The sequence below is a fragment of the Streptomyces triculaminicus genome, assembly GCF_017349075.1.
Taxonomy (GTDB): domain Bacteria; phylum Actinomycetota; class Actinomycetes; order Streptomycetales; family Streptomycetaceae; genus Streptomyces; species Streptomyces triculaminicus.
This window is the reverse complement of the sequence record NZ_JAFMOF010000001.1, coordinates 527,057-545,842: the sequence shown is the minus strand read 5'-3', so window position 1 is coordinate 545,842 and position 18,786 is coordinate 527,057. Positions and strand designations below refer to the sequence as shown.

Annotated in this window: 16 protein-coding genes and 2 pseudogenes; 10 read left to right on the top strand and 8 right to left on the bottom strand. The window is 71.6% G+C overall.

What is annotated here, in order from left to right:
- Window positions 1-95: 95 nt before the first annotated feature.
- Window positions 96-1,253 (top strand): acyl-CoA dehydrogenase family protein, encoded by a 1,158-nt coding sequence (locus J1792_RS02545; RefSeq protein WP_086568248.1) that lies wholly within the window; start codon window positions 96-98, stop codon window positions 1,251-1,253.
- A gap of 64 nt (window positions 1,254-1,317) precedes the next feature.
- Here J1792_RS02545 and J1792_RS02540 read toward each other — a convergent pair whose 3' ends face one another.
- A complete protein-coding gene (locus J1792_RS02540; protein WP_086568249.1) occupies window positions 1,318-1,506 on the bottom strand; it encodes a hypothetical protein in 189 nt (62 codons plus the stop codon).
- 60 nt (window positions 1,507-1,566) lie between these two features.
- Window positions 1,567-1,647, bottom strand: coding sequence for a hypothetical protein (locus J1792_RS36080; protein ID WP_443742774.1), 81 nt, complete (start codon window positions 1,645-1,647; stop codon window positions 1,567-1,569).
- A 123-nt stretch (window positions 1,648-1,770) separates the two neighbouring features.
- Between J1792_RS36080 and J1792_RS02535 the strand changes: the two genes are divergently transcribed.
- The 3 genes from J1792_RS02535 to J1792_RS02525 all read left to right on the top strand — a co-directional run bounded on the left by J1792_RS02535 (window position 1,771) and on the right by J1792_RS02525 (window position 4,139).
- Window positions 1,771-2,286, top strand: a complete 516-nt coding sequence (locus J1792_RS02535; protein ID WP_207246601.1) for a DUF6879 family protein — start codon at window positions 1,771-1,773, stop codon at window positions 2,284-2,286.
- Window positions 2,287-2,300: 14 nt separating this feature from the next.
- Entirely contained in the window at window positions 2,301-3,149 is an 849-nt protein-coding gene (locus J1792_RS02530; RefSeq protein ID WP_207246600.1) for a helix-turn-helix domain-containing protein, read from the top strand.
- Window positions 3,150-3,344: 195 nt separating this feature from the next.
- The gene (locus J1792_RS02525; protein ID WP_086568255.1) at window positions 3,345-4,139 is read left to right on the top strand and encodes a VOC family protein; all 795 of its coding nucleotides are present in this window, start codon (window positions 3,345-3,347) and stop codon (window positions 4,137-4,139) included.
- Between the two features lie 30 nt (window positions 4,140-4,169).
- Here J1792_RS02525 and J1792_RS02520 read toward each other — a convergent pair whose 3' ends face one another.
- Window positions 4,170-5,447 (bottom strand): LCP family protein, encoded by a 1,278-nt coding sequence (locus J1792_RS02520; protein WP_086568256.1) that lies wholly within the window; start codon window positions 5,445-5,447, stop codon window positions 4,170-4,172.
- 121 nt (window positions 5,448-5,568) lie between these two features.
- On the opposite strand from J1792_RS02520, the gene J1792_RS02515 reads away from it, so the two are divergent.
- A complete protein-coding gene (locus J1792_RS02515; protein ID WP_086568259.1) occupies window positions 5,569-6,117 on the top strand; it encodes an acyl-CoA thioesterase in 549 nt (182 codons plus the stop codon).
- A 19-nt stretch (window positions 6,118-6,136) separates the two neighbouring features.
- Here the strand turns inward: J1792_RS02515 and J1792_RS02510 are convergent, their stop codons facing one another.
- Window positions 6,137-7,549 carry an LCP family protein gene (locus J1792_RS02510; protein WP_207246599.1) on the bottom strand — a complete coding sequence of 471 codons (1,413 nt, stop codon included), beginning with the start codon at window positions 7,547-7,549 and terminating at the stop codon, window positions 6,137-6,139.
- Window positions 7,550-7,837: 288 nt separating this feature from the next.
- Between J1792_RS02510 and J1792_RS02505 the strand changes: the two genes are divergently transcribed.
- The gene (locus J1792_RS02505; RefSeq protein WP_086573393.1) at window positions 7,838-8,854 is read left to right on the top strand and encodes a glycosyltransferase family 2 protein; all 1,017 of its coding nucleotides are present in this window, start codon (window positions 7,838-7,840) and stop codon (window positions 8,852-8,854) included.
- Window positions 8,855-8,940: 86 nt separating this feature from the next.
- On the opposite strand, the gene J1792_RS02500 is transcribed toward J1792_RS02505, so the two are convergent.
- The 4 genes from J1792_RS02500 to J1792_RS02485 form a co-directional block, all read right to left on the bottom strand.
- A complete protein-coding gene (locus tag J1792_RS02500; protein ID WP_207246598.1) occupies window positions 8,941-10,683 on the bottom strand; it encodes an LCP family protein in 1,743 nt (580 codons plus the stop codon).
- Between the two features lie 98 nt (window positions 10,684-10,781).
- Complete coding sequence (locus J1792_RS02495) at window positions 10,782-12,560, bottom strand: LCP family protein (protein ID WP_086573390.1); 1,779 nt, start codon at window positions 12,558-12,560, stop codon at window positions 10,782-10,784.
- Between the two features lie 314 nt (window positions 12,561-12,874).
- A complete protein-coding gene (locus J1792_RS02490; RefSeq protein WP_245872201.1) occupies window positions 12,875-14,179 on the bottom strand; it encodes an LCP family protein in 1,305 nt (434 codons plus the stop codon).
- 75 nt (window positions 14,180-14,254) lie between these two features.
- On the bottom strand, window positions 14,255-15,007 hold the full coding sequence (locus J1792_RS02485) for a TIGR03089 family protein (protein ID WP_207246597.1): 753 nt from the start codon (window positions 15,005-15,007) through the stop codon (window positions 14,255-14,257).
- 110 nt (window positions 15,008-15,117) lie between these two features.
- Here J1792_RS02485 and J1792_RS36160 point away from each other — a divergent pair.
- The 4 genes and pseudogenes from J1792_RS36160 to J1792_RS02470 all read left to right on the top strand — a co-directional run.
- Window positions 15,118-15,477: pseudogene (locus J1792_RS36160) on the top strand (N-acetylmuramoyl-L-alanine amidase); the annotation flags it as partial.
- 77 nt (window positions 15,478-15,554) lie between these two features.
- Window positions 15,555-16,643, top strand: a pseudogene (locus J1792_RS02480) (peptidoglycan recognition protein family protein); the annotation flags it as partial.
- 82 nt (window positions 16,644-16,725) lie between these two features.
- The gene (gene manB, locus J1792_RS02475) at window positions 16,726-17,808 is read left to right on the top strand and encodes a mannose-1-phosphate guanylyltransferase (RefSeq protein ID WP_086573622.1); all 1,083 of its coding nucleotides are present in this window, start codon (window positions 16,726-16,728) and stop codon (window positions 17,806-17,808) included.
- A gap of 59 nt (window positions 17,809-17,867) precedes the next feature.
- Complete coding sequence (locus tag J1792_RS02470) at window positions 17,868-18,776, top strand: DNA-3-methyladenine glycosylase family protein (protein ID WP_207246595.1); 909 nt, start codon at window positions 17,868-17,870, stop codon at window positions 18,774-18,776.
- Window positions 18,777-18,786 lie beyond the last annotated feature (10 nt).

Genomic DNA, 18,786 nt, shown 5'->3' with positions numbered 1-18,786 from the left:
TCACCCGTTGTCGGCAAGCTCACGTATCCCCCGCCGGGGCCGCGACCCTAGAATCGTGGTTACTAAACAGTAGTTAACTCTCTGGGGAGTACGCCTTGGCGGGAAACAAGGACTTCGACCTGTACCGGCCGTCCGAGGAGCACGACGAGCTCCGAAAGGTCGTGCGCTCGCTCGCCGAGGCGAAGATCGCGCCGTTCGCCGCCGAGGTGGACGAGGAGGGCCGCTTCCCGCAGGAGGCGCTCGACGCGCTCGCCGCGGCCGACCTGCACGCGGTGCACGTACCGGAGGCCTTCGGCGGCGCCGGTGCGGACGCCCTCGCCACGGTCATCGTGATCGAGGAGGTCGCCCGCGTGTGCGCCTCCTCCTCGCTGATCCCGGCGGTCAACAAGCTCGGCTCGCTGCCGGTCGTGCTCTCCGGCTCCGAGGAGCTGAAGAAGAAGTACCTGAGCCCGCTCGCCAAGGGCGACTCGATGTTCTCGTACTGCCTCAGCGAGCCCGACGCGGGCTCCGACGCGGCCGGCATGAAGACCAAGGCCGTCCGCGACGGCGACTTCTGGGTCCTCAACGGCGTCAAGCGCTGGATCACCAACGCCGGCGTCAGCGACTTCTACACGGTCATGGCCGTCACCGACCCGGAGAAGCGCTCCAAGGGCATCTCCGCCTTCGTCGTCGAGAAGGCCGACGAGGGCGTCTCCTTCGGCGCCCCGGAGAAGAAGCTCGGCATCAAGGGCTCGCCGACCCGCGAGGTCTACCTCGACAACGTCCGCATCCCCGCCGACCGCATGATCGGCGCGGAGGGCACGGGCTTCGCCACCGCGATGAAGACCCTGGACCACACCCGCATCACCATCGCCGCCCAGGCGCTGGGCATCGCCCAGGGCGCCCTGGACTACGCCAAGGGTTACGTCCAGGAGCGCAAGCAGTTCGGCAAGCCGATCGGCGACTTCCAGGGCGTCCAGTTCATGCTCGCCGACATGGCCATGAAGATCTCCGCGGCCCGCGCCCTGACCTACCAGGCCGCCGCCGCCTCGGAGCGCCTCGACGCCGACCTCACCTACCTGGGCGCCGCCGCCAAGTGTTTCGCGTCGGACGTCGCGATGGAGGTCACCACGGACGCCGTCCAGCTCCTCGGCGGCTACGGCTACACCCGTGACTACCCGGTGGAGCGCATGATGCGCGACGCCAAGATCACGCAAATTTATGAAGGCACGAACCAGGTCCAGCGGATCGTCATGGCCCGCAACCTCCCGTAAGTCGTTCTCGCAGGTCAGAGGACACAGCCCCCGGCGTGGCGCCGGGGGCTGTGTCACTGGACGCTCACACGAGGCTGATCCCGGCCTGGGTCTTGATGGTGTCTACAGCCTCTTCGGTGAGCCAGCGGAGGGGGACCACGGTCCACCTCTCGCCCTTGCGCATGACCACGGCGCTACCGTCCCCGGTGCGTCCGACGTGAACGAAGCCGTGATCACGCCGCAGGTCCTTCGCCAGGTGCTCGCCGTGGATCACGGGCGTTACTTCCCTTCGCGGTCGACCTGTCCAGGGTTTCCGCAGCCGGGGCGAGGGGCTTTACTCGGCGCGGACCACCATCGCGAACGATGTACGGATGCGCCGAAAACCAGCGTGACCAGCCCGGCCCGTGTGGCTCATGCACTCCACGTCGACAGCCGCCGAGTCATCGGCAGGCGTCGCCCCGCAAACGGTCCGGTGCCTGACGACGAGGCCATCGTCAGGATTCCGCCCGCATGATTCCGATGATCAGGGAGGCGTGTGATGCCGTCGAGCGTGCCCAGCTTCGCTGAGCTGCCTGGCCACTGCCAGCGATCCGCCGTCCACCTGGAACTTCGTGACTCATACGCTGCCACGGACCGGTACGAGGCGTGGAAGCGTGGCGAGCGGATCAATTGGGAGCATCGCGAGTCCTGGTGGCATCCCTACGACCAGCTGATCGCGGACACAGTGTCCAGGGGCGTGGTGATCCGCAGGGCTCGGGTGATCTTCGAGCCGGTATCGGACTACATCCGGTGGGAGCACTACGTCACTCATGCCAACGTCACGGCCGGTGAGGAAGTCCGCTGGCTGCCACGGCGGCTGGCCACGGCCATCGCCCTGCCGGGGAACGACTTCTGGCTGTTCGACGATGCGCTGCTCCGGGTGCACCACTTCTCAGGTGACGGCGGGGTGGTGGAGGACGAGATCACGGCGGACGCGGAAGCCGTGAAGCTGTGCTCCGCTGCCTTCGAAGCGGTTTGGGAGCGAGCGACCCCGCACCACCGGTACCAGGTCTGAGGAAAGCCGGCTCCATGCCCCCGCACCCCTCTTCACGCGTTCAGAAGGCCCGCGAGGATCTTGCAGGGCGTCTGCGCGAGATCCGGAAGGACGCGGGGATCAGCGGGCGGGAGCTGGCCGTCAGGTGCGGTTGGTCGGAGTCGAAGTCGTCCCGGATCGAGAACGCCAAGACGCCTCCCTCCGATACGGACATCCGAGCATGGTGCCGGGCCTGCGCCTCTGGCGATCAGGCACCTGACCTGATCGCGGCAAACAGGCAGTCCGCAGATGCTCAGGTGCAGTGGAAGCGCCTCCAGCGGACCGGCCTTCGGCACCTGCAGGAGTCCGCCGGGGACCTGTACCAACAAACCAAGACCTTCAGGGTCTACGTCTCCGACGTGATCCCCGGTTTTCTCCAGACCTCCGGATACGCCGCTGCTCTGCTGTCGTCCATCGCGGGCTTCCGGGGCACTCCGGATGATGTGGGCGATGCCGTGGAGGCACGCATGAGGCGTAACGCGGTGCTGACCAGTGGTGCACACCGGTTCTCATTCGTGCTGGAGGAGTCGGTCTTGCGGTACCGGCTGTGCAGCGCTGAAACCATGGCGGCACAGCTCGGCCATTTGCTCGGGGTCATGGACCTTCAGAACGTCGCCGTGGGCATCGTCCCGTTCTCGACGCAACGGACCGTGTGGCCCATGCCGACCTTCACGATCTTCGATGGAGGCAGGGTGCACGCGGACACGCTGGATGCTGCTTCCACGCTCACACAGCCCAGCCAGGTCGAGCTGTACGCCCGTGCCTTCGAAGGTCTCTCGCAGCAGGCCGCAAGGGGAGCGGCGGCCCGCGCCCTCATCGCGGAAGCGGTGGCATCCCTGGGCTGACCAGCGATGGCGGCGCCGCTGCTGCAGGTGATCATGGGGAAATGCCGGGGAGGCGCACTCCGCGGCACGGACCACGCGATGAAACGGCCCCCGGCGACGACCGCCGGGGGCCGTTCGCCGCTTCCGGTGGCGGGCCGTCGTGGGGCGGGTGAAGGTGGTCGGGGGTAAGTCCGTACTGCCAGGGAGGCCCGCGTCATGCCCGAGGTAACCAAGCCCTACACCCCCGGCACGCCCTGCTGGGTGGATCTGGTGGTTCCCGACCAGCGGGAGGCGCTCGACTTCTACCGGGACCTCTTCGGCTGGCAGGGCGAGCCCGGGCCGCCGGAGACCGGCGGGTACGCGGTCTGCAGCCTGGGCGGCAAGGCCGTGGCCGGGATCATGACGTCGATGGCGCAGGAGGGCGGCTCCAAGCCGCCGCCGGCGTGGACCACGTATCTGGCGGTCGCCGACGCCGACGCCACCCTGCAGAAGATCAAGGACAGCGGCGGCACGTCGCTGATGGACCCGACGGACGTGCTCACGCTGGGGCGGATGGCGGTGGTGGCCGACTCCACGGGCGCGGTGTTCGGGACCTGGCAGGCCGGGGACTTCATCGGCTCGCAGGTGGTCAACGAGCCGGGCTCGGTGGTGTGGAACGAGCTGAACACCGCCGACCCCGACACGGCGGCCGCCTTCTACGCGGCGGCCCTGGACATGACGGCCGACCCGATGGAGGAGGCTCCCGGCTACTTCGCCCTCAAGGCCAAGGGCCGGGTGGTCGGCGGCATGCAGGACCTCGAGAAGTCCCCGCCCGGGTCGCCGTCCCACTGGCTGACGTACTTCTGCGTCGACGACACCGACAGCACCGTGGACGCGCTGGTCAGGGCCGGCGGCAACGTCCTCAAGCCGCCGTTCGACATGGTGGCGGGCCGCATGGCGGTCGTGCAGGACCCGCAGGGCGCGGTGTTCGCCCTCATCAACGCCACGGGGCCGTCGCCCGAGGCCGGCTGACGGCCGGCCCCGCGCGGTGTCACCGGCGGGTCACTGCGACCCGCCGGTGACGGTGACCTTCTTGTCGTCGCGCAGCTGGCCGAAGAGCTGCTTCGCCTTGGTCATGTCCCACTTCACGGCCACCCCGTCGGTGCGGGTGGGGAGGTTGGGGTTGGCGATCGGCACGGTGGTCTGCTGCCCGTCCCCGCCGGTGACGCCCTTCATCGCCCAGAACATGTCCATCAGGTCCCACAGCCCCATGTCCTTGTCGACGATGAGGGTGTCGAGGCCGGAGCCGATGACGGGGTAGAGACGGAAGGGGTTGAGGACCGTGGTGGGCGAGGCGGCCTGCTTGGCGAGGGTGTTCAGGAACTTCTGCTGGTTGCGCATCCGGCCCAGGTCCTGGTCGGCCTCCTGGTGGCGCTGGCGGACGAACGCCAGCGACTGGGCGCCGTTGAGCTCCTGGCAGCCCGCCTTGAAATCCGCGCCCGAGTCCCGGTCCTTCAGCGGCTTGTCCAGGCACATCTCCACCCCGCCGAGCGCGTCGACGAGGTTGCGGAAGCCGCCGAAGCCGATCTCGGCGTAGTGGTCGATGCGCAGGCCGGTGTTGTACTCGATGGTCTGCGTCAGCAGCTCGGGGCCGCCGTCCGCGTAGGCCTGGTTGAGCTTGTGGGTGGCGGCCGGGAAGTGTTTGCCGGACTCCTTGCCGGTGAAGGCGGGGATCGTCACATAGGAGTCGCGCGGCAGGCTGAGCATCGTGGTGCCGTTGTCGCCGGTGTGCAGGATCATCATCGAGTCGGTGCGCTTGCCCTCGGCCGACCCGGTGTGGAGGTCCTTCTTGTCCTGGTCCGACAGGCCTTCGCGGCTGTCGGAGCCGACGATCAGGTAGTTCGTGCCCTCGCCGGCCTTCGGGCGGTCCTTGACCTGACCCAGGTCGACCTCGCGGCGCATCTTTCCGTCGGCCCAGAAGTACGTGCCGCCGCCGACGGCCAGCAGCGTGGCGACGAGGGCGATCGCCCCGATCTTGACGCGCTTGCGCCAGTCCGGTGCGCCCGCGCGCGGCGCCCGGCCGCGTCCGGCGGGCCCGCCGGTGCCGCCGGAGGCGCCGCCTCCGTGCCCGTAGACCTGTCCGGTGTTGTATCCGTCACCGCTTGCGTCGTTCCGCAGGGCGCCGGGGGAGTCGTAGCCCTGGGGCGGCCGGTACTGCGGCGGGGGGCCGTCGCGCCGGACGTGCGGCAGGGGACGGGCGCTCTCCGGCTCGGCACTGGTGCTGCCGGCGCCGTACCGGTCTCGGCGGCCGGGGGTCCGCCCTTCGGGCCAATCGTTCATGTCATCGAGTGTGCCTTGTGGGCGCGGCAGACCCGCGGGGTGCGGACGGGACCGTGGCGGTGCTGTTGCAGAGCTGATGCAAACCCGGCCCTCGCTCCGGGCCCCGCATACAGTGGTGGGCATGACCAATCAGGACCGGAGCCCGGAGCCGGACATATCCGGCAAGCCCACCTCGGCTTCCCGTACGACGCTCTCCCACATCATGACCGCCCATGACACCAATCTGCTGGGGACCGTGCACGGCGGTGTGATCATGAAGCTGGTGGACGACGTCGCGGGCGCCGTGGCCGGCCGGCACTCCGGCGGCCCGGCGGTCACCGCCTCGATGGACGAGATGGCCTTCCTCGAGCCGGTCCGCGTCGGTGACCTCGTCCATGTGAAGGCGCAGGTCAACTGGACCGGGCGGTCCTCGATGGAGATCGGCGTGCGGGTGCTCGCCGAGCGCTGGAACGAGTCCACGCCCGCCGTCCAGGTCGGCAGCGCCTATCTCGTCTTCGCCGCTGTCGACGAGGAGGGCAAACCCCGGCGCGTCCCCGAGGTGCTGCCCGAGACCGAGCGCGACCGCCGGCGCTACCAGGAGGCGCAGATCCGGCGTACGCACCGGCTCGCCCGGCGGCGCGCGATCATGGAGCTGCGCGAGCGGCGGGCCGCCGAGGGCATCGAGGACTGAGGTCGCTCTCCGCCACCCTCTACCCCTGCTCCGGGCAGACCACCTGGTCCCCGGTGACCACCGGGATGCCACCGGCCCCCTGCGGCGGGGTCTCGGCGCGCACCGGGAGCACCTCGGTGAAGTCCTTCCCCAGGATCACCTTCATCACCGGCCCCTGGCCGGGGACGGGCCGCAGCTCGGCGTTCGGCAGCGCGGCCGCCACCGAGCGGACCGAGCGGTCCCAGCGCGGGTCGTAGGTGATCACGGTGTGCCGCACCACGCGCGGGGCGTCGACGGGAGAGCCGGTGGTGACGAAGCCGGTGGCGCGCAGCGCCAGGTCGGTCGAGCGGGCGAGGCCGTCACGTCCGCTGCCGTTGAGGACCTGCACCTTGACCTGCTCGGGCGCCACGTCCACCGTCCTCGCCCGCGGGCCGGGCCCGCCGGGCGGCTTGGCGTCCTGCGCCCGGTGCGGGGCGCGCGGGGCGGTGTTGACCGGGCGGTCCTCGCGCAGGGCCTGGAAGAGCTTGCCGGCGGCCGGCTCGTCCCACTTCACGGTCGAGCCGAGGCCGGGGACGGGGAAGTTCGCGGTGGCGATCGGCACGGAGGTGAACTCGGCGGACGCGGGGGTCAGGTTCCGCAGCGCCCGGCCGAGCTCGACGAGGTCGTCGCTGCCGAAGCCCCGGTCGGCGCGGACCGAGCCGACCACGGCCGAGGACACCTCCTGGAACTTCACCGGGTTGAGCAGCACCCCGCCGTCGGCCACCTTGTGGATGAGCGAGGCGAGGAACCGTTGCTGCCGCTGCATCCGGCCCAGGTCGGCGGCGCCGTCCAGGTGCCGGGAGCGGACGTACTGCAGGGCCTTGCCGCCGTCGAGGGTGCTGGTGCCGGCCGGGAGGTTCAGGCCGGTGTAGGCGTCCCTGAGCGGCCGCACGGTGCACACCTGCACCCCGCCCACCGCGTCGACGGTCTCCATGAAGCTGCTGAAGTCGACCTCCATGTAGTGGTCGACGTGCACGCCGGTCAGGCGTTCGACGGAGCGTACGGTCAGGCTGGGGCCGCCCTCGGCGTAGGCGGCGTTGAGCTTGAGGGGGTGCGCGGGGCGGGTGCGGCCCGTGCCGTCGGGGTGCTCGGGGATCTCGGTGTAGGTGTCCCGGGGCAGGCCGACCACGGTGGCCCGGTCGCGGTCGGCGGACAGGTGCACCAGCATCATCGTGTCGGTGCAGTGACAGGGGGCGCCGCCGAGGTGGTAGCGGTCGCGGTCCCGTTTGGTGATCTTGTCGCGGCCGTCCGTGCCGACGAGCAGGACGTTCATGCCCCGCCCGCTGCCGGGCCGGTTCGACAGGCCCTCGAAGGGGTCCACCCGGCCGATGTTGCCCTCGATGCCGTGGACCACCGCGTGCCCGATGCCGCCCGCGCCCAGCACCGCCACGGCGGCGCCCGTGGCCAGTCGCATGCCCAGCGGGGCGGCCGGCGGGGAGGGGCGCGGGTTCGGGCGGGGCCGGGGGAACGGGTCGGTGCGGTCACTGCGAGACCTCCGCGACGATCGGGTCCCTGACGGGGAGAGACCGGGAACACGGTAGGCCCATACGATGATCTGTCTGCGGCCCCACGCCGTCGCCGGCGGCCCCGCCACCCGGCCGGGTCGGAAGCGTGTCCCCCATTGGCGGTAACGTGGCCGGGGAGACCGACGAACCAGCCGTCCGCCGCGGGGTGACCCCGACCCCCGTACCCCCGAGGAACCATGCACGATCAGCAGCCGCCAGCCGTTTCCGTGATCATGCCGGTGCTCAATGAAGAGCGGCATCTGCGCACCTCCGTGCGGCACATCCTGGAGCAGGAGTATGCCGGTGAACTGGAGGTGGTCATCGCCCTCGGTCCGTCCACGGACCGTACGGACGAGATCGCCGCGGAGCTCGTCCGGGAGGACTCCAGGGTCCATACCGTGCCGAATCCCACCGGTCGCACCCCTGCCGCGCTCAATGCCGCGATCAAGGCATCACGTCACCCGATCGTGGTACGCGTCGACGGCCACGGGATGCTCTCGCCGAACTACATCGCGACGGCGGTGCGGCTGCTGGAGGAGACCGGCGCCCAGAACGTGGGCGGCATCATGCACGCCGAGGGCGAGAACTCCTGGGAGCGGGCCGTGGCCGCCGCCATGACGTCCAAGGTCGGCGTGGGCAACGCGGCTTTCCACACCGGCGGCGCGGCCGGCCCGGCCGAGACCGTCTACCTGGGCGTCTTCCGCCGTGAGGCGCTGGAGACGCAGGGCGGCTACAACGAGGAGTTCATCCGCGCCCAGGACTGGGAGCTGAACTTCCGCATCCGGGAGGCCGGCGGGCTGATCTGGTTCTCGCCCGAGCTGCTGGTCTCCTACCGGCCGCGCCCGAACGTCAAGGCGCTCGCCAAGCAGTACAAGGACTACGGCCGCTGGCGGCACGTCGTCGCCCGCTACCACCAGGGCTCGATCAACCTGCGCTACCTCGCCGCCCCCACCGCCGTGGTCGCGATCGCGGCCGGCCTGGTGGCCGGCGCCACGGTCACCCCGTGGGGCCTGATCGTTCCGGCCGGCTATCTGGCGGCCATCACGGCCGGCTCGGTGCCCGCCGGCAAGGGCCTGCCCCTCGCGGCCCGGGCGCGCATCCCGGTGGCGCTGGCCACGATGCACATGTCGTGGGGCTTCGGCTTCCTGACCAGCCCCCGCTCGCTGGCGAAGAAGGTCATCGCCAGCCGCCGCCCGGCGGTCCGGACGAGCTGACGGGCGTACGACGCCCATCGGGGCCCGTGGCCATGCCGGCCACGGGCCCCGACGCGTTCGCGGGCGCCGCTCGGAAGCGGCCCCGCTCAGAAGCGGTTGAGCGGGTTGACCTTCATGCAGGCCGTCCTGTCGTCGCCGTTGAGCGGGTCCGAGCTCTCGGGGGCCTTGTTGTCGTCGGGCTTCTTCGTGCCCTTGCCGTCGTCCTTCTGCCCGTCCTTGCCGGCCTTGCCGTCCTGTCCGGTCTTCTCGTCCCCGGCGCCCTTGCCGTCCTTCGCGGAGGGCGTGGAGGCGGGGTCCGCGCTCTCGTCCTCGCCGCCGTCCTTGGGGTAGGACGTGCCGCCCTTCCAGTCGCCGCCGATGACCAGGGTGATCTGCTGGACCTCGGGGGAGTGCCGCACCGCCGTCTCCGGCAGGCCCAGGGCCTTGGCCACGGCGAGGGCGTCGCCGCGCTGGGTCGCCCGCGGGTAGGTGAGCGTGGTGTCCGCCTGGGCGCGCGGCGTGGAGTCGGAGGTGACCTTGGCGAAGCCCTGCTTGACCAGGAACGAGGCGATGTCCGAGCCACGGCCGGTGACCGGCGGCTCCACGACGGTGCCCGTGCCGTTGAACACGGTGACCGCGATGTCCTTCTTCGGGGCGGCCGGGGGCGCGGAGGGCAGGGACTTCGGGTCCTTCTTCTTGTCCTTGCCGTCCAGCGCGATGTCGTTGCGGACCAGGGAGAAGAGCTTTTCGGCGTCGCCGGGCTTGGGGATCACATGCGCGTCCGGGTTCTGCGGGTCGGAGACCCAGGGCATGGTCGTCATGGTGATCCGGCCGGAGGGCACGCGCTTGATGTCGTCGGCGAGGTTGTAGAGCTTCTTGACCGAGCCGAGGTCCTTGTCGACCGTGAGCGCCTTGGTGGCGGCCTCGGCGAGGTCGGTGAGCTGGCCGGGGTCGGAGAGCTTGGTGCCGGACTTCAGCTGACGGACCATCGCGTTCATGTACATGTGCTGGGCGTGGGTACGGCCGATGTCGCTGCCGTCCTCGAAGCCGTGCCGGGTGCGCAGCCACTGCAGGGCCTGCTCGCCCTTGACCGTGCGGCTGCCCTTGAGCAGGCGCAGACCGGACTTGTCGTCGTAGATGTTGCTGTCGACGCAGACGGGCACGCCGCCGACGGCGTCGGCCATGCTCACCACGCCCGCGAAGTCGATCATCATGAAGTGGTCGACGGGGATGCCGGTGAGCTCTTCCCAGGTGGCCACGGTGCAGCCGGGGCCGCCGTTGCCCAGGCTGGTGTTGATGATCTGGCCGTTGGTCCCGCGGTAGACCTTGCCGTTCTCGGGGTCGGTGCACTTGGGGATCGTCACCCGGGTGTCGCGGGGGACGCTGATGACCGACATGTTGCTGCGGTCGGCCGAGACGTGCACCAGCATCTGCACATCGGCCAGCGGGGGCCGGTCGGCGTCGTCGCGGGCGCCGCCGAGGTCCTGGTTCGCCTTGCTGTTGCGGCTGTCGGAGCCCAGCAGCAGGATGTTGAGGGGACGCTGGCCGTCGGCGTTGGCGGCGCTGCGGTCGAGCTGCTTGTCGCCGAGGTTGAGCTTGTTCTTCCTGATGTTCCCGTTGAGGTGCTCGTAGTAGAAGTACCCAGCGGCGGAGACGCCGAGGACGAGCACGGCCAGGCCGAGCGCCGCCCAGCGGGCTATTCGCCCGATGCGGCGGCGCCGGCCGCCGGCTATGGATCCGTCGGCGTCCTTCGTGTCCTCGGACTCCTCGGCCCCGGGCGTGTCGCCCTTGGCCTTGCCGTCCTTGGACTGCGCGGCCTGCTCTTCCCGCACGCCGCTGCTCTGCCGCATCGGGCCTCCCCTGAATGGTGCGTCCGGCCCGATGGGCAGGCATGTCGTACCTGATGAGTATTACTGCGTAATGAGATGCGAAAGCCCGGCAGGGGGGTTCACTTGGCGCAGATGTTCTTGTCGTCCGCTTCGACCTTCTGAATGCCCTCCGGGGCCTTCTTGGGGGCGGAGACCGGGGTTCCGGCGCCCTTGAAGTCCTCGCCGAGGATCAGCGTCATCTCCGCGGTGGGCGCCGCGTTGCTCGAGCCCTGCTTCAGGGCGTCGACGGGCAGGCCCATCTCGTCGGCCAGCCGGCGGGCCTGGTCGGCCTGGTTGGGGGCGAACTCCAGGACCGTCTTGTCCTTCTTGCCGCCGGAGGCGTTGCCGCCGTTGCTGGTGCGGGGCATGCCCTTGGAGTTCTGCATCCAGGCGACGGTCTCCCCGGCGGCGCCCATCCGCCCGCTGCCGTTGAGCACCTTGACGCGTACGGTCGCGGGCGCGGCGCGCGTCCCCTTGAGCAGGGCCGCCTGCTTGGCGTCCGCCTCCTCCTGGGCCTTCTCCTCCTTCTCCTTCACCTCGGTGAGGGAGACGTCCTGACGGACCATGGCGAAGAGGGGCTCGGCCTTCGACTTGTCCAGAATGACCGTCTTGTGGTCCTTGCCCTCGGCCGGGTTGTCGAGGACGGGCACGGTGGCGAAGGTGATGTTCTTGGTGTTGACCTTGCTGAGCTCCTTGGCCAGCGAGGTCAGCTTGGTGATGGAGCCTATGCCGGTGTCGACGGTGAGGGAGTTCGTCGCGGCGTCGCTGAGCTCGTAGAGCTTCTTGGGGTTGGTGAGGGTGTCACCGGACTTCATCTTCCGGATCATGGAGCTGAGGAACTGCTGCTGCAGCTCGATCCGGCTGAGGTCGCCGCCGAAGCCCACCGAGTGCCGCGTGCGCACGAACGCCAGCGCGTCCTCGCCCTCGACGGTGTGCCGGCCCTTGCTCATCTTCAGGTGCGAGTCGGCGTCGTTGATGTCCTTGGCCACACAGACCTCGACGCCGCCGACGGCCGAGGACAGCTCCTTGACGGCGTTGAAGTCGGCCATCATGAAGTGAGTGACCTTCAGCTTCGTCAGCTGCTCCACGGTCCGCCAGGTGCAGCCGGGGTCGCGGTCCTCCTGGCCCAGGCTCTCGTTGAAGCGGACGCCCTTGGAGCCGGGGATGGTCTTGGTGGAGCCGTTCTTCTGCTTGGTCGGGCAGTCCGGGATGTTCGTGATCATGTCGCGCGGGATCGACAGCGCGGTGGCGTTCGTACGGTCCTCGGAGACATGGAAGAGCAGAGTGGTGTCGGCGTGTCCGACGCTGCCGGCGTCGCCGTAGCCGGTGTTGCCCTTGCCGGAGCGCTTGTCGGTGCCGATGACCAGGATGTTCACCGGGCCCTTGGTGACGGCTCCGTTGTTGATGCCGACGTCGACCTTGTCGATGTTGTCGTTCAGGTGCTGGTAGAGCAGGTAGCCGCCCACCGTGGCGACGACCAGCACCACGCCCACCGTGCCGCCGGTCCACATCAGGGCCTTCTTCTTGCCCGACTTCTTCGGCTTGGGTTTACGGCGTCCCGTCGCCGCGGCCTTGGCCGCGGCCCGGCGGCCGCCGCCGGTGCCCCGCTGTCCGGGCACGGCCCGGCCCCCGCCCCCGCCGGCGCCCGGCTTGGGCTTCGGCTTGGGCCGGGGCGCGGCCGACGCGGCGGCCCGCTTCCCGGGCCCGGGCGACGGTGTCGCGGCAGGGGTGTGTCCGGCCGGTGTCACCGGCTCCCCGGCATGGTCCAGGCGCAGCTCGTAGCTGCCGGTTTTGGGGTCGAACACCCACTGGTCGGCGGGGTCGATATCGCCCGCTCGCCCACGGCCTTGCGCGTCCACGGTCGCTTGAATCCTCCGTCGGTGCCACGCGGCGCCTACCCCCCCGAGGCGCTCGATCATGTCAACTTGCAGTGCGCGGTCAGCCCGGCCGTGCGCACCGGATCGCTCACACTATCCGCCCAGTTCAGCGTCAAGCGACGCCCGTGACAAATTGCACTCCCCTACAACTGGGCAATCTGCCCAATCCCTTCGCGGAGAAGGGCGTCGGAGCGAACATCGGTACGGAATGATGATCGTACCGTTTGGCGGGGTTGTAGCGGGTTTCCCACGAGTTCCCGGCTGGTTCCCGACTGCTTCCCGGCGAGCCGCCGGTGTCAGCCGCAGACGCCCCGCGCGGCGGTGGTGCCCTCGTAGGTCGGCGGCGTCGTGGGCAGCGGCGACGGCGACACGGACGGCGACACGGATGATGGCACGGACGGCGGCGGCGCGGATTCCGGCACACCGGGCACAACGGACCGCTCCGGCCCCTCCGTGCCGCCGGACTCCTCCGGCCCCGGCCCCGGCTCCCGCCACGAGCGCGGCTTGTCGTCCGCCGGGCGCACATGGGCGCTCACGGCCACCGGCCGGTCCAGGCGCAGCTGCTGGAAGAGCTGGTCCGCGTCCGGCTGGACGAGCTCGTCGCGGGCGCTGTTGTACGGGTACGGCCGGCGCGGCACCGTCAGGAACTGGACCCGGTCGGTGGGGATGCCCCGCACGGTGCGCACCAGGTCGTACATCTTCCTGATCGAGTCCAGCCCGGAGTCCGTGGTGAGCGACCGCGTGGCGGCGTCCAGGACGGGGTAGAGCCGCGTCGGGTTGAGCATCACCCCGTCGCTCTGCATCTCGCGCACCAGGGAGCCCAGGAACTGCTGCTGACGCCCCATCCGCTCGGTGTCGCTGCCGTCCCCGATGCTGTAGCGGGCCCGGACGTAGCCCAGCGCCTGCTCCCCGTGCAGCACCTGACGGCCCGCGGGCAGCTTCAGCCGCGCCTCGCGGTCGTCCACCGGCCGCTTCAGGCACACCTCCACGCCGTCGATCGCGTCCACCAGGCCCTTGAACCCGTTGAAGTCCAGCACGATGTGATGGTCGATCCGGATCCGGGTGATGTTCTCGACGGTGCGGATGGTGCAGGCGGTGCCGGCGAGCTCGTACGCCCAGTTGAACTGCGCGAAGCGCTCACGGGTGTACGTGCCGTCCGGCCGGCGGCAGGTGGGGATCGTCGCCATCAGGTCGCGCGGCAGGCTCACGGCCGTCGCGCGGCTGCGGTCGGCGGCCACGTGCAGCAGGATCGTGGTGTCCGAGCGCTGGGTGCCGCTGTCCCCGCCGTACCGGCCGTTGCCCGAGCCGCTGCGCGTGTCCGAGCCGATGACCAGGATGTTCTGGGCGCCCGCCACCAGCGCGCTGGGGCGCTCCTTCTCCCAGCGGCGCAGCTCCTCCTCCGTCTCGGTGTCGGTGGTGATGTTGTCGTTGAGCCGCTCGTAGAGCACCCAGCCGACCCCGGCCAGCACCAGCACCAGCAGCGCCATGACCAGCGCCAGCCGGCGCGCCCAGCGTCGCCGCCGGGGCGCGGGTGGCGGGCCGGGCGGCTCCGGGGCGAAGAAGTCGTCCGGCCACGGGGGTGGGCCAGGGCTGTGGGTCACGGCTGCGCTGCGTCCCTCCTCGGCGGTTGCCGGCGTACTCGCCGATCATCGCCCGGGACGCGCGCGGCGGCAGCGTCAGAGGGCCGTCACGGTGACGCGCTCACTCTCGCGGCGCTTCTCCAGGCCGCCGCCGGAGAGCCGGTCGAGGTGGCGGCACAGCACCACCGAGCCGCCCGCGGCCAGCGGCGCGAAGAGGCCGGCCGACAGGCCCTCCCAGTGGTCGTACGGCAGCCCCGACAGCAGCCGGGAGCCCGGGCCCAGGCCGTGCTGGAGGGCGTCCGTGCGCGCTTGCTCGACCAGCTGCGCGCCCGTCAGCTCCCGGCCGCCCACGACCAGCGCCGGGGCGTTCGGGTCCACGGGGGCGAACGGGGCGAACCGGTCGCCCTGCGAGGGCACCTCGACGGCGTAGTCGGCGAAGCCGGCCGGAGGCTGGGGGAAGCGGCCGCCCAGGGGACGCAGCGCCAGCGCCATCCGCTCGCCGGAGCAGGCCGCCGCCTCCTCGAGGGTGTCCGGACCGCTGACGACCAGGTCGGCGGCGGCCGGGTCGCCGCCCACCTCGGCGACGACGCCGACGGAGGAGCACGCGATCAGCCAGACGGCGGTCTGCCAGTGCGCGGGCAGCAGCAGCGCGAGACGGTCGCCGGGGCCGGCGGCGAGATCGCCCTGGAGCAGATTGGCGGTCTTCGCCACCCAATTGGCGAAGGTCGCCACGGACAGTTCCACGCGTTCGCCGGTGGCGTCGTCGTAGAAGGTCACGAGCGGGCGGGCCGGGTCCGCGGCGAGCGCGGAACGCAGCAGGTCGGCGGGGGTGCGATCGGTGGAGTTCATCGCCGTCAGCGTACGCGGGGAAGGGCCTGACGGGCAGTTCGCCCAGGGCCCGGGAGGGCCCGTCGGGACCGACTCGCCGTCAGCTCGCGAATGGACAGATATGGCTAAATATGCCCAGGATTTCAGGTATGCGTGGAATCCTCGTCTCCTCGGCCGTCGTCGCCTGCGCCGCCGCCCTGACCCTGCCCTTCCTCGCCACCCCCTCCGGAGCCCTCGCTCCCGTTCCCGCGCCGACCGCCGCCCCGACCGCCGTCCCGGGCTCCACCCACTCGCTGCCGCTCGTGCCGCTCGCGCCGCTCGGCCCCCGCAGCCGCGCCGGCGGCCGGCCCGAGCGGGGCCTGCCGCCCCGGAAGGTGGATCCCTTCTCCCTCGTCGGCATCGTCTGGGACGACGCCGGCAAGGAGCTGAGGGCCCGGGCCCAGGTGCGCACCCGCCCGGTGGGCGGCAAGGAGTGGTCGGGCTGGCAGGACGTCGAGACCCACGACGACGACCGCCCCGACCTGCGCTCGCCCGAGGCCCGCGGCGGCACCCTGCGAGGATCCACCGCCCCCTGTGGGTCGGCGCCTGCGACGCCGTCGAGGTCAGGGTCCGTCAGGAGGCGGCCACCGGGCGGGCGCCCGCGCCGCCGCTGCCCGCGGGCCTGCGCGTGGAACTCGTCGACCCCGGCAAGGACCCGGCCGCGTCCCGCCCCGCCCGCCGCGCCGCCCCGCTCCCCGCCGAGGAGGACAACGCCGCCTCCGCGGCCAACCTCCCGCTGGCCCCGCTGGGCGCCACGGAGATCCCCGCCCTGGCCCGGCCGGAGTCGGCCCGCGACGTCCTGGCCACCCGGGTGGACCCCGACCACTCGAGCACGGCCGTCAAGGACGCCAAGCACACGGACCCCGACGGCCACGGCGAGACCGACCCCGAGGGGGAAGGGCAGTCCGAGGCGCCGGCCGCGCCCCCGGGCCCGCCCGGACCGCCCGCGCCGCCCGACCCGTCCGACTCGCCCGAGGACATCGACGACGAGGCCGGCGTCGAGCCCGGCTACTACGTCGGGCCGCGCCCGCGCATCGTCACCCGGGCCGGCTGGGGCGCCGACGAGTCGATCCGCGAGAAGGGCTTCCCGTACGACAAGACCGTGCGGGCCGCGTTCGTGCACCACACCGCCTCCGGCAACGGCGCCACCTGCGCACAGTCGGCCTCCGTCATCCGGGGGATCTACCGCTACCACGTGGTGAGCAGCGGCTGGCGGGACATCGGCTACAACTTCCTCGTCGACAAATGCGGCACGGTGTACGAAGGCCGGGCAGGCGGTGTGGCGAAACCCGTCAGAGGCGCCCATACTCTCGGTTTCAACACCAACAGCATGGGGATCGCGGTGCTCGGATCCTTCGGGAAGGCCAACCCGTCCGCGGCCGCGGTGGACGCCGTGGCCGCCATCACCGCATGGAAGCTCGGCCTCTACGACATCAACCCCGCCGGCAGCACCACCCTGGTCTCCGGCGGCGGCAACCTCTTCAAGAAGGGGACCTCCGTCAGGCTCAAGGTGATCTCCGGGCACCGCGACGGCTACTCCACCGAATGCCCCGGCGACCGCCTCTACAAGCGGCTCGGCGCCGCCCGCTCCGAAGCGGCCCGGCTCCAGGGCCGCTGACCGGGCGCGGCCGGAGCCGCACGTTCTGCATACACTGGCCGCCGATCACGGCCCGGCCCCAGCAGGAAGCAGAGACGACAAGGTGACAGAAGCGATCCTCCTGGTCGGTGGCAAGGGCACCCGGCTGCGCCCGCTGACGATGCACACACCCAAGCCGATGGTCCCGGCGGCGGGCGTGCCGTTCCTGACCCACCAGCTGGCCCGGGCCCGGGCGGCGGGCGTCGAGCACATCGTGCTCGCCACCTCCTACCTGGCCGAGGTCTTCGAGCCGTACTTCGGCGACGGCTCGTCCCTGGGCCTGCACCTGGAGTACGTGACCGAGGTGGAGCCCCTGGGCACCGGCGGCGCCATCCGCAACGTGGCCTCGCGCCTGCACTCCGCCCCCGACGAGCCGGTGCTGATCTTCAACGGCGACATCCTCACGGGCCTGGACATCGAGGCGCTGGTCGGCACCCACCGCACCACCGGCGCCGACGTCTCCCTCCACCTGACCCGGGTGGCGGACCCCCGGGCCTTCGGCCTGGTCCCCACGGACGCCACGGGCAGGGTGCAGGCCTTCCTCGAGAAGCCGCAGACGCCCGAGGAGATCGTCACCGACCAGATCAACGCGGGCGCCTACGTCTTCAACCGCTCGGTCATCGACGAGATCCCCGCCGGCCGCCCGGTCTCCGTGGAGCGCGAGACGTTCCCCGGCCTCCTCGCCGCCGGCGCCCACCTGCAGGGCATGGTCGACTCGACGTACTGGCTCGACCTGGGCACCCCGCAGGCCTTCGTGCGCGGCTCGGCCGACCTGGTCCTGGGCCGGGCCCCGTCCCCGGCCGTCCCCGGCCGCTGCGGCGACCGGCTCGTCCTCGACGGCGCCGAGGTGGCCCCGGACGCCAAGCTCACCGGCGGCACCGTCGTCGGCACGGGCGCCCGCGTCGAGCCGGGCGCGATGGTGGACGGCAGCACCGTCCTGGACGGCGCGGTGATCGAGGCGGGCGCCGTCGTCCGTGACTCCCTCGTCGGCGCCGGGGCCCGCATCGGCGCCCGTACGGTCCTGGACGGCGCGGTCATCGGCGACCGGGCGCAGATCGGCCCGGACAACGAGCTGCGCGCCGGGGCCCGGATCTGGTGCGACGCGCGGATCCCCCAGGGCGCGATCCGCTTCTCCTCCGACCAGTAGGACGACGCGTACGACCCGTAGGGCGACGTAGGACCGGCAGGACGACGTACCCTGGCCCGATGGCCACCCGCACGTGGGCCCCGCCCGGTGGCGGCCCGTACGACCTGGAACGCACCCTGTGCGTCCTGGCGCGCGGCCCCGGCGACCCCGCCTACCGGGTGGCCCCGGACGGCTCCCTCTGGCGGGCGAGCCGTACCCCGCAGGGCCCCGGCACGCTGCGGCTGACGTACGACGGCGGCACGGTCCACGGCGAGGCCTGGGGACCGGGCGCGGACTGGCTCCTGGACCGCCTGCCCACCCTCCTCGGCGCGAGCGACGACCCGACGGGGTTCACCCCCCGCCACCGCCTCGTCCACGCTTCCCACCGCCGTAACCCCGGCCTCAGGCTGGCCCGCACCGGTCTGGTCCTGGAGTCGCTGATCCCCTCGATCCTCGAGCAGAAGGTCACCAGCGACGAGGCGTACCGCGCGTGGCGCCTGCTGCTCCAGCGCCACGGTGAGCCCGCGCCGGGCCCCGGCCCCGGCCTGCGGGTGATGCCGGACCCCCGGGCATGGGCCCTGATCCCCTCCTGGGAGTGGCACCGGGCCGGCGTGGACGGCCGGCGGTCGGCGACCATCGTGCGGGCGGCCCGCGCCGCCGCGCGCCTGGAGGAGGCCGCGTCGATGGACGAGGCCGACGCCTCGGCCCGCCTCCAGGCGGTCCCCGGCATCGGCCCCTGGACGGCGGCCGAGACGCTGCAGCGCACCAACGGCGCCGCCGACGCGGTCACGACGGGCGACCTGCACCTGCCGAAGATCGTCGGCTACGCCCTGACGGGCCTGCGCGGCACGGACGACGACGGCATGCTCGACCTGCTGGCCCCCTACGCCGGCCAGCGCCACCGGGCGTGCCGCCTCATCCTGCTGAGCGGCGTGGTGCCCCCACGGCGCGCCCCGCGCTTCTCGGCGCGGGACTTCTCCCGGATCTGACCGGATCCGG

Coding starts and splice junctions, on each gene's coding strand:
- J1792_RS36080 (WP_443742774.1), bottom strand. CDS start 1,647: ATGAGCCACACGGGCCGGGCTGGTCACGCTGGTTTTCGGCGCATCCGT.
- J1792_RS02535 (WP_207246601.1), top strand. CDS start 1,771: ATGCCGTCGAGCGTGCCCAGCTTCGCTGAGCTGCCTGGCCACTGCCAG.
- J1792_RS02530 (WP_207246600.1), top strand. CDS start 2,301: ATGCCCCCGCACCCCTCTTCACGCGTTCAGAAGGCCCGCGAGGATCTT.
- J1792_RS02525 (WP_086568255.1), top strand. CDS start 3,345: ATGCCCGAGGTAACCAAGCCCTACACCCCCGGCACGCCCTGCTGGGTG.
- J1792_RS02520 (WP_086568256.1), bottom strand. CDS start 5,447: ATGAACGATTGGCCCGAAGGGCGGACCCCCGGCCGCCGAGACCGGTAC.
- J1792_RS02515 (WP_086568259.1), top strand. CDS start 5,569: ATGACCAATCAGGACCGGAGCCCGGAGCCGGACATATCCGGCAAGCCC.
- J1792_RS02510 (WP_207246599.1), bottom strand. CDS start 7,549: ATGCGACTGGCCACGGGCGCCGCCGTGGCGGTGCTGGGCGCGGGCGGC.
- J1792_RS02505 (WP_086573393.1), top strand. CDS start 7,838: ATGCACGATCAGCAGCCGCCAGCCGTTTCCGTGATCATGCCGGTGCTC.
- J1792_RS02500 (WP_207246598.1), bottom strand. CDS start 10,683: ATGCGGCAGAGCAGCGGCGTGCGGGAAGAGCAGGCCGCGCAGTCCAAG.
- J1792_RS02485 (WP_207246597.1), bottom strand. CDS start 15,007: ATGAACTCCACCGATCGCACCCCCGCCGACCTGCTGCGTTCCGCGCTC.
- J1792_RS02470 (WP_207246595.1), top strand. CDS start 17,868: ATGGCCACCCGCACGTGGGCCCCGCCCGGTGGCGGCCCGTACGACCTG.